Genomic DNA, 7,731 nt, shown 5'->3' on the forward strand with positions numbered 1-7,731 from the left:
TTGGAAGATACTCCAAAACTTTATAATGATCCTATTCTTTCTAAGAAGAGAAAAGGATCGATTGATGATCCTTACCAGCTTTACAATGAAACACAGGTGGTTTATAACGGAAAAGCTCAATTAACGGAAGTCCCCAACAGGGAAATGCGGGTTGAAGTCTTTGGGGATGACAAGATGTGGAAAGAAGTTGAAGACGGTGAGTTACAAGACGACTACTTTAGGGTTGATTACCTTAATGGAGTTGTCTATTTTAATGCCTCAAATGAAGGGAAATCTCTTCAATTTAAATACAGCGGTGAAGGTGCTTATTACTTCCCAGGCTCACGTATTTGGACAAAACGCGACGGAAATGAAGTTGTAGAAACACTCGACTCATTGACTGAAAGAACTCGAAAAGCTACGGAAGAATGCGAAGAAGCAACTGAGGAATCAAGAGAAGTTACAAAATGGACTAAGTATGCTACTTCAGATTATGAAGATGTGGTGGCTAACACAAGGAAGATATACCTCCCTAAAGTTTATACATACACAGATATCATGACTACATATCCAAACCCTCAAATCGGTTGGACAGTTGTTGCTGAAGACACACACATTGAATGGAGATGGGATGGCTTTGACTGGATCGATATTGATGTGTCAGATGCCTATGATGGATTCAATGTAATCGTCAGCGAAGTCCCTCCTAACAACGTTAATCACTTATGGCTTCAAGCCCCTGTCTCTCCATTTGCAGCAAGAATCAAAAAATCAGAGACTGCCCCCCTTACCAATCAAATATGGCTCAAGATCGAATAGCAATTCAGGAGGTATGTAATGAATTATTTAAAATATTATGATCCACTCTTGGAAAAGTGGGTCTCTATTGAACTTGAAGCAATAAGTTCAGACGGGGAAAGATGGACAGCCCCAATGATTACAGAAAAATTTAAAGAGGTATTAGGCAATATCGGCGACGTTAGACAAGATATCATCAATGTCAAAATTGAATTTCAAAAAGAAATCACCAATGTTTCGGATAAGATCAGCAACGTCGAAAAGATTATTGGCGATGTATCAAAGTTTAAGGTTATTGGTGACACCCTGGTTGATAAAATCATTAATGAATTCAATATGAGAAGCGTTAATGTTAAAGATTTTGGAGCAAAAGGAGACGGAGTAACTGATGATACCGCTGCATTTGAGAAAGCTATAGGAAGTGGATTTTCAAGTATTTACGTTCCTGATGGCACATACATGGTCAAAGGAGTTAAACTTCCCTCTTTCACAAAACTTTATGGTAATGGTATGAAGTCAGTGATTAAACTTCACCCTGAAACCCCTCCTACTACACATGTCATCACAAACAAAGATTATACAAATGGTAACTCATATATCCAGATCGAAAATCTTCTCGTTGATTGGAATTTAAATAAAAAAGACAACAAGATAGGATCGGGGCCAAATGCAAGTTGCGTAAACATCACCAATAGTCAATTTGTTTGGATTAATAAAGTTCACGCCAAAGATGCTGGTCTTCATGGTTTTGATGTCACCTCTCCAAAGTACAACTCTTCCTCAGATGGTGCTGAATACTATCAGCCTAAAGGTTCTAAGTACGTTTGGATCGACAATTGTACAGCTTGGAACTTTGGGGATGATGGATTCACAACTCACTTTTCCGACTACATTTTCATCTCTAATTGTTACTCATATGATGGAAATGGTTCGGCTCACCGTGCTGGAGGCAGTAACACAAATGGTTTTGAAATCGATGATGGTTCTAAACATGCATGGCTTATGAACTGTTATAGTAGAAAAAATTGCAGAGGTTTTGAAGTAAAAGCGCACGCTTTAGCACCTGCAGCCCAAGATGTTCATTTTGTAAATTGTTCCTCTGAGAATGATATCCGAGGCTTTGACTTCAGACATATTGGATTCCACCGCTCTTCAGATCCAGTTTCAAAAAGTGCTTTTAATGTTAGTGCTACAAATTGTAGAGTTCTTAACCCTATTTTCAACAGTTTATATGAAGGACTGTCTCCAAGAGCTCTGGTTATCTCCGCATTTCGCAACGTCAATATAAACAACTTCACAGCAATTGGAGATCCCTCTTATGACTACAAAGGAAACCCTGCAATTGCAACTCAATTTAAATCTAGAAACATTAATTTAAACAATATTTCCGTTTCTGGCTTCAAGACGGCTGAAGCAGACATTTACGTGATCGGAGGAAGTCAAAAATCTGACAACGTAAATATAAGCAATATCAATTCCTTTGAATCAGCGAGAGTCGGTGTAAGAATCGGCAGCAAAACAGAGAATGTAAAATTAACCAATGCAAGCTTAATCGGGTATGGTCGGAAAGATAGTGTTGGTGTTTATTGCTCGAATTCTCAAGCTTACATATTTGGAGTCACTGCTGAAAAGTATGGCAAAGCTTCAACAATCGCTGGCTATGATTACTCATATGTTCCAAACAACTTTAAAGGTGGGACAAGAGCTGCCACTACTTCTGGACATGTTAAAACATCGACGGGTTTTATCGCCGCTTCTTCAGGTACGCCAGAAGTTACTGGAGAAGCATCTGCAGCTATTGGAACAACTGGAGGAGCAAAGGCTAAAGGAGTTCGAACAGGGGTTTATTCTTCATCTGGCGGAAGCTCTGTTGATGGTTCCCGTAGCACAGTCATGTCTTCGAATGATTCCCATATTGAAGGTGAAAATGTCTCTAGAACCATTCTGTCTTCTGGTGGGGTTAAGCTCGGAGGAAATGATCGCTATATGGTTGTTGGCGGATATGGAGAAACCCCTTCACGTTCAAATATAAAGTGGATGCTTAACTCTATGAATGGAGACATCTCCGCCACAGGGAAGATCAATGGTGGAGCAACATTCAGTGACTACGCGGAGTATTTTGAAAGCCTTGATGGCAAAAGCATACCTTCTGGAACCATCGTTACCCTTGAAAAAAATAAAATAAGACCTGCTCAAAAATCTGAATTTATGCTCGGCGTTATATCTGAAACAGCAGGAACTGTACTTGGAAGCGCTGAGGTTTATTGGAAAGATCGTTATTTAAAAAATGAGTTCGGCGGTCTTATTTATGAAGATGTTCTTGATGAAAAAACAGGCGAATACGTCAAAATGCCTGTTGAAAACCCTGAATGGAAGTCAAAAAAAGATTATATACCAAGAGAACAAAGACCTGAATGGAATATCGTAGGACTTGTTGGACAGGTGTATATTCGCATTGATGGAACTGTCGAAGTTGGAGATTGCATTGAAGCAAATAACGGAATAGCTACAAAATCAGAGAACTCCACTTGGAGAGTTATGGAGATTACAAAACCATACTTTAAAAAGGATGGATATGGAGTGGCAATTTGCTTTATTAGATAAGTCGCTTGGACGATTGGAGGTTCAGATGAATACATTAAGTTTCTACAACAAAAAGAAAGATAAATGGGAAGACATCTACACTGTTGCGGTCACAGATGGGAAAAACATTCTCACCGCATCTGAATTGTTTGAGAGATTGAAAACTTTAGAGGATGAAGTTGCTAAGCTAAAAGGTAAGACTTAAAGGAGGTGATTCAATTTTAAATAAAATTTAGATTTTATTCAAAATACATATTAGCAAAACAGAGAAAACAAGAGCATACGTGAGAATGAAAGAGATTGGGAATCCCCCCAGTCTCTTTTTTAATGCTCAAAAACAAATAGGAGTGATTTAATTTGGTTAAAGTTGTGAAAAATTTCGTTAAAGTAAACAAATTTACTCGTCCTGGTATTAAATTGTCTGGCGTGAAAGGAATTGTGATGCACTGGACTGCAACCAATGGTGCTACGGCGCTAAATGAACGAAATTATTTTAATGACACTTGTATTGCCGCGGAAAGATACGCTTCTGCACACTATTTCGTAGACCGAAACGAAGCACAATACATTATCCCCGAAAACGAAATGGCTTATCATGCACACGATCAAAATCGATGCTATGTGAGCTTCCTTAAACCAAATGCTAACCAAACAGCAATTGGTGTTGAAATGTGCGTAGAGAAAAACGGTACAATTCATGATGAAACTGTGCAGAACGCTGCTGAATTGGTTGCTGATCTTTGTAAAAGATTCAAATTGTCTACAGATAAAATCGTCCGTCACTATGATGTAACGAACAAGAACTGCCCTGCTCCTTGGGTAAGTGACTCAAGCAAGCTCGCTGCATTCCGTAAAAAAGTTGATAGCCTACTTGGGAATAAGACAGTTTCCAACTCAACAGCACCTTCAAGCAACAAAAATTCTTCTTCATCATCTTCTGCTGCTAGTGGTTCCCTTAAATCAAAAGTTGACGGACTTCGTTTTTATTCTAAACCTTCATGGGAAGACAAAGATGTTGTTGGCACGGTAAATAAAGGCTATGGTTTCCCTACTGTTGTTGAAAAAGTGAAGGTTGGAAGTGCTTATCAGTACAAGGTTAAAAACTCTAAAGGAGCTACATATTACATCACTGCTTCTGACAAGTACGTTGAAGTTTCAGGCAATGTGAAAGCGGCCTCCTCCCCTTCTAAATCAACAGCTTCCAAATCCAGCTCTGGTTCTTCTTCCATTAAATCAGTGGGAAAAATTAAAATTGTAGGAGTGTCAAATGCTGCAATTGTAATGGACAAACCTGACCGTAATAACTCCAAAAATATCGGTACAGTTAAACTTGGCAGCAAAATTGACATTTCTGGATCAGTGAAAGGGAAAAATAACCCTAAAGGCTATTGGGAAGTCATTTACAATGGCAAACGCGGTTACGTTTCAGGTCAGTTTGGAACAAGAGTCTAACTGATCTTTAATTATCTTTAAGGATATTTGTTGATCTAAATTGATCAATGAATATCCTCTATTTCTTTTGGAGGTGAACAACGTGGGATGACGTACACCTTCTTTATTAAGGATAAAGGACGGTTGAATTTGTGGCTGAAGTAGATGTAAATACACGACTAAGTGTCTTAGAAGAAAAAATGAAAAATCATCAAGAAAAAATTACAAATTTAGAAGCAAGAACTGAAGACATGAGTCGACTAACAACCCTTATGGAACAACAAATCGAAATAAACAAAGATGCTCAAAAACAATCGCGAGAACAATTTGTCACATTGACTGAGATGAATAACAGCTTAAAAAATTTAAGCAAATCATATGAAAAGCTCGATAATCGAGTGGGCATTCTTGAGCAATCAGATTCCAATAGAAAAATCGACCCAGGTCAGTTCGGTAAAGATCTTATGTACAAAGTTTTACCAACCGTGATTGCAACATTAGTCGGTGCATGGTTGCTTATACATTTTGGACTTAAATAAGAAAAGGAGATTGATATTATGACTAAAATCAACTGGAAGGTTCGTTTCAATAATAAGCTTTTTCTTACTGCATTAGCTTCACAAACTGCAGTTATGATACAGGGATTAATTGCAGGGTTAGTTGGCTTGGGTATAATGGACATCGATTTATCTCAATTAGACAACTCGCTTAAAATCTCTCTTGGCATTGTAGATACAGTCTTAATTTACTTGTCTTTCTTAGGAATCATCAAAGACCCAACAACAAAAGGTATCTCTGATAGCGAACAAGCAATGGAATATGAAGAGCCAAGAGAATAATCGTAAAGGGCTGATTTGATGAAAACAACAATTACATACTCCCCGTACCCTTCAAACTTTTCGGAAGTCAAAATTGACACTGGTGAGGATAAGTCTATAACACTTCGCCTTGTTATTCCCCCTGTAGTTTCAGATGATGCTACTCCTTCTCCTGATAATTCGAATACTGAGGCTAATGTCGATCAAGCATCAACAACTACTCTAATGGAGCCTATCTTAAAATTTGAAGTTAACGATGGGATAGCAACTGAACAGGTCATGGATATGAACAAAGAGGACGCCACAGTTTTGCTGCAGGTGCTTAGAGATTTTTTAAAACAAATGTAACTCAGCTTAGAGGGGACTTTTCCCCTCTTTTAGTTTATTATGTAGAGGTCACATTTTTACTTAATCTAAATTTTACCTCTAGATAATAAAATTTTCCCAAAAACCCAGTTATATGGTATACTAAATGCTGTACAAAGCGGCTCACTCAAGGGCGGTCTGGCTCACTCCCGATAGAAAGGGGGTGAGAAAAATGTCAACTTATCAGAGTTTAACTTTGATGTTTATGTTCGGAATGTTCATTCTGGCATTGTTGACATATCTAAAAAAGAAATAGACCACCCTTGAGACCTGGAAAGTTACAGGGGTAGTCTATTTCAATAGAAAAGACACAAAAGAGCTTTGGCCGCTATTGGCCTGCTTTGTGCGATTGACTCGACTGTTCCCAGCAGTCGGGTCTTTTTTATTTTATGCATTTTTTTATAAAATAAAACTAATTTGCAATACTTTTGCTTAATAAAATGGCTTATGTTCCTTGTCTAAGATGTAATGCATTTCATTAATCTAACTAATATATCATTATTATGTTGTTTTATTGTGTCGTTGCTTCACCATTTATTATAGTCAATGGTATACTTCTTGTCAATGTAATGCATTACATTGATTAAGTCAATTAACAAAAAAAGACAACCAAATCATAGTTGTCTTTTTTGAAATTTCTTAAGTTGTGTCAACAACAAATGTGCTTTATTTATTGAGATCCTTAAGCGCATGTTTCTTTTTTTATAGAAGTGAATACAGATGGGTACAGAGAGACTGTATAAGCCTCTCTGTATTTTTTTGTTTTGTGTGGCTATGAACCCGCTCCCCTTGATGCAAGTAAGTTGATTGTGTTGTCTGTGTGGAATGTTTCATTAATGAATCCTGTAGCACCTGCTAAAACAAGCCCAAGAGTTGCAGTGATGAAAGCTGTTACCGCCAATTTTTTCATTATAAAACCTCCTTTCCTGTTAGTTTACTTGATTTTATGGCTTTTTCCAAGAAGTATGTGGAATCTTTGTAATTTTTTAAAGCTATATAAACATATGCCACATCCTCAGCTAGTGCCTCAATGTCTACATAAGCCTCTCTTGCCTCCAGTCTGTTGATAAATTCTTTGACTTGATCCACACCCTCAAGAGGAGCCGTGTAACAAATATTGAGAACAGAAAACTTCAAAGAAAAATTTATATTGTTTGTCTCTTGCGAAAATTCAAAACCTTTTTGTACCCATTCAAGAGCTTTGTCCACATTTCCTAATTTATAATTTGACCTTGCTGACTCATAAATACACTGCAAGTACATTATGGGAGCATTCTTTTTCAGATCATTTGTTTCAAAAGACTTGTTAAAGTATTGGATAGCCTCAGTATGTTTGTCCTCTTGGATTTTTAAAAAGCCTAAATCATAATAAACAGCAGATAATAAGTGATACTCATTCATCTTGATTAATCTATCAGCAGAGGCTTTTAACATCCTTTCAGCTCTCATAAGCCTTCCATCATCTATGTAGTTAAGTGCAAGCAGCACAGTACAGTTAATAGACTGTATTTTGTATTCTTCATAGGCTTGATAGATGCTCTTAGCTATTGAAAGGTGATGGAAAGAGAGTAAGGTTGTTTTAGTGAAGTAATAGAGGTTGCCTAGTTTATAATGAAACTCTGCTTTTTCTATTTCATCCTCAACATTGTCCAACATTCTCTCTGCTACCCTAAAACACATAAGAGCTTGAGAATAATTATTTTTTGCACTCTCATACATTCCTTTAAACAAAAAATAATCGGGTTAACCCCCTAAT

Annotated in this window: 9 protein-coding genes and 1 pseudogene; 8 read left to right on the forward strand and 2 right to left on the reverse strand. The window is 37.3% G+C overall.

Going from position 1 to position 7,731, the window contains the following annotated elements; all coding sequences use genetic code 11:
- From AB447_RS11500 to AB447_RS27250, 8 genes are all read left to right on the forward strand, one after another.
- Window positions 1-798, forward strand: a complete 798-nt coding sequence (locus AB447_RS11500; RefSeq protein ID WP_048354007.1) for a hypothetical protein — start codon at window positions 1-3, stop codon at window positions 796-798.
- A gap of 18 nt (window positions 799-816) precedes the next feature.
- On the forward strand, window positions 817-3,381 hold the full coding sequence (locus tag AB447_RS11505) for a peptidase G2 autoproteolytic cleavage domain-containing protein (protein ID WP_057957574.1): 2,565 nt from the start codon (window positions 817-819) through the stop codon (window positions 3,379-3,381).
- 25 nt (window positions 3,382-3,406) lie between these two features.
- The gene (locus AB447_RS25800) at window positions 3,407-3,565 is read left to right on the forward strand and encodes a hypothetical protein (protein WP_156415981.1); all 159 of its coding nucleotides are present in this window, start codon (window positions 3,407-3,409) and stop codon (window positions 3,563-3,565) included.
- Between the two features lie 152 nt (window positions 3,566-3,717).
- Window positions 3,718-4,812, forward strand: coding sequence for an N-acetylmuramoyl-L-alanine amidase (locus tag AB447_RS11510; RefSeq protein WP_048354005.1), 1,095 nt, complete (start codon window positions 3,718-3,720; stop codon window positions 4,810-4,812).
- Between the two features lie 131 nt (window positions 4,813-4,943).
- Window positions 4,944-5,330 carry a hypothetical protein gene (locus AB447_RS11515; protein ID WP_021837858.1) on the forward strand — a complete coding sequence of 129 codons (387 nt, stop codon included), beginning with the start codon at window positions 4,944-4,946 and terminating at the stop codon, window positions 5,328-5,330.
- Window positions 5,331-5,348: 18 nt separating this feature from the next.
- Window positions 5,349-5,630, forward strand: coding sequence for a phage holin (locus AB447_RS11520; protein ID WP_048354004.1), 282 nt, complete (start codon window positions 5,349-5,351; stop codon window positions 5,628-5,630).
- An 18-nt stretch (window positions 5,631-5,648) separates the two neighbouring features.
- A complete protein-coding gene (locus tag AB447_RS11525; RefSeq protein ID WP_048354003.1) occupies window positions 5,649-5,957 on the forward strand; it encodes a hypothetical protein in 309 nt (102 codons plus the stop codon).
- A 190-nt stretch (window positions 5,958-6,147) separates the two neighbouring features.
- A complete protein-coding gene (locus AB447_RS27250; RefSeq protein WP_006640231.1) occupies window positions 6,148-6,231 on the forward strand; it encodes a putative holin-like toxin in 84 nt (27 codons plus the stop codon).
- A 516-nt stretch (window positions 6,232-6,747) separates the two neighbouring features.
- On the opposite strand, the gene AB447_RS26260 is transcribed toward AB447_RS27250, so the two are convergent.
- Together AB447_RS26260 and AB447_RS11530 are read right to left on the reverse strand one after the other, a co-directional pair.
- Complete coding sequence (locus AB447_RS26260; RefSeq protein WP_164918151.1) at window positions 6,748-6,885, reverse strand: hypothetical protein; 138 nt, start codon at window positions 6,883-6,885, stop codon at window positions 6,748-6,750.
- Window positions 6,885-7,712 (reverse strand): annotated as a pseudogene (locus tag AB447_RS11530) (tetratricopeptide repeat protein); the annotation flags it as partial. The gene AB447_RS26260 and the pseudogene AB447_RS11530, both read right to left, overlap by 1 nt.
- Between the last annotated feature and the right edge of the window lie 19 nt (window positions 7,713-7,731).

The sequence above is a fragment of the Bacillus glycinifermentans genome (assembly GCF_001042475.2).
Taxonomy (GTDB): Bacteria; Bacillota; Bacilli; order Bacillales; family Bacillaceae; genus Bacillus; species Bacillus glycinifermentans.